The organism is Bradyrhizobium sp. STM 3809 (genome assembly GCF_000239795.1).
GTDB lineage: Bacteria > Pseudomonadota > Alphaproteobacteria > Rhizobiales > Xanthobacteraceae > Bradyrhizobium.
In genome coordinates, this window is the sequence record NZ_CAFJ01000796.1 from 1 (window position 1) to 1,829 (window position 1,829).

Genomic DNA, 1,829 nt, shown 5'->3' on the forward strand with positions numbered 1-1,829 from the left:
TTCTCGTTGATGAGGATGTAGGCGTCGTCCATCTCGACGCGCATCTTGTCGGCGTTGGTGACGAAGTAGGGCGAGATGTAGCCGCGATCGAACTGCATGCCCTCGACGACGTCGAGCTCGGTCTCGAGCGACTTGGCTTCCTCGACCGTGATCACGCCCTCGTTGCCGACCTTCTTCATGGCGTCGGCGAGGAACTTGCCGATCTCGGAGTCGCCGTTGGCGGAGATGGTGCCGACCTGGGCGATCTCGTCGTTCGACGTGACCTTCTTGGAGTTCTTGACGAGGTCGGCGACGACCGCCTCGACCGCGAGGTCGATGCCGCGCTTCAGATCCATCGGGTTCATGCCGGCGGCAACGGCCTTGGCGCCTTCGCGCACGATGGCCTGGGCCAGCACGGTCGCGGTGGTGGTGCCGTCGCCGGCCGCGTCAGCGGACTTCGAGGCGACCTCGCGCACCATCTGTGCGCCCATGTTCTCGAACTTGTCGTCGAGCTCGATCTCCTTGGCGACGGTGACGCCGTCCTTGGTGATGCGCGGCGCGCCGAACGACTTGTCGAGGACGACGTTTCGGCCCTTCGGACCGAGCGTGACCTTCACGGCATTGGCGAGAATGTCCACGCCGCGCAGCATGCGGTCGCGGGCTTCGACGCCGAACTTTACGTCTTTCGCTGACATATTGGGTTTCCCTGGTTTGATCGAAATTCTCGCCCTGAGGAGCCCGCCTCAAGCGGACGTCTCGAAGGACGAGTTGGCTGAAAATCGGGGGCCTCATCCTGCGAGACGCCGGCCAAAGCCGGCTCCTCAGGATGAGGGGCAGCAGTGGCTTAGGCGGCCTTCTTCTTCGACGCGGTGTCGGTGAGCACGCCCATGATGTCGCTTTCCTTCATGATGAGCAGCTCCTGGCCGTCGATCTTGACCTCGGTGCCCGACCACTTGCCGAACAGCACGCGGTCGCCGACCTGGACGTCGAGCGGGACCAGCTTGCCGCTCTCGTCGCGGGCGCCGGGGCCCACCGCGATCACTTCGCCCTGCGAGGGCTTTTCCTTGGCCGAGTCGGGGATGATGATGCCGCCAGCGGTCTTCTCTTCGGCGTCGATGCGCTTGACCACGACGCGGTCGTGAAGCGGACGGAAAGCCATACAGTCCTCCTAAGCTATTGAGGCGATTGTCAGTTTCTGGAGATTTGGCAGTCGGCGCCGGCGAGTGCCAGCACGCGGGCTGGATTTAGGGGAGAGTTTTATGCCGGGCAAGGCCTTGTAGCAGAAAAATTAGCAGTCGATCGCGGGCTCTGCCAAAGCGTCCCGAAAGATCGTTAACGGCCCCGCCCGCAGTTTCCCGGAGTGCTATTAGCACCTGGGCTAAGTGGCTGCTAATGCAGCATTTTTCAACATGACGTTAAACATTTAAGCTTGAGATGGGTTAAGGACATGCGTCACATTTCTTTGGCAGTGAGCGCATCTTTGCCGGGTGGCTCCATCCCGGTTGGCCACACGGACATGCGCTCCAGAAACGGAGGTTGGCATGGGTTCGAGGGGTGAGGTTTCCGAGGACTTTCGGAAACAGGTCTTGGGTTACGGGCTGACGACCGCGCAGATCCTGTATCGGATGCCGGACCATCGCTCGCTGCTGCAGACCTATGTCTGGCAGAACTACGACCTGTTCCCGAAATTCCCGGCGCTGCAGGACTTCCTGGCGTTCTGGCAGGAGAAGATCGAGGGCCCGCTGCACTCGGTCACGGTGGCGCATTCCAAGCTGATCAAGCCGGCCGAGCTGCGCGCCGTGGACGGCGTGTTCCGGCTGAATTGAGCTGAGGTCACTGCAGGATCTCCA

General features: G+C 61.8%; 3 protein-coding genes. 1 reads left to right on the forward strand and 2 read right to left on the reverse strand.

Annotated elements, in window-relative coordinates; translation table 11 throughout:
• Both groEL and groES read right to left on the reverse strand, forming a co-directional pair.
• The coding region (groEL, locus tag BRAS3809_RS33665; RefSeq protein WP_035660358.1) for a chaperonin GroEL at window positions 1–674 on the reverse strand (674 nt) is incomplete at its 3' end.
• Between the two features lie 149 nt (window positions 675–823).
• Entirely contained in the window at window positions 824–1,138 is a 315-nt protein-coding gene (gene groES / locus BRAS3809_RS33670; RefSeq protein ID WP_008966485.1) for a co-chaperone GroES, read from the reverse strand.
• A gap of 382 nt (window positions 1,139–1,520) precedes the next feature.
• Here groES and BRAS3809_RS33675 point away from each other — a divergent pair, with 382 nt between their 5' ends.
• A complete protein-coding gene (locus BRAS3809_RS33675) occupies window positions 1,521–1,805 on the forward strand; it encodes an usg protein (protein WP_008966486.1) in 285 nt (94 codons plus the stop codon).
• The last annotated feature ends 24 nt before the right edge of the window (window positions 1,806–1,829 follow it).

Bases quoted from the DNA above. Each gene is read 5' to 3' on its own strand.
- groES (WP_008966485.1), bottom strand. From the start codon at position 1,138: ATGGCTTTCCGTCCGCTTCACGACCGCGTCGTGGTCAAGCGCATCGAC.
- BRAS3809_RS33675 (WP_008966486.1), top strand. From the start codon at position 1,521: ATGGGTTCGAGGGGTGAGGTTTCCGAGGACTTTCGGAAACAGGTCTTG.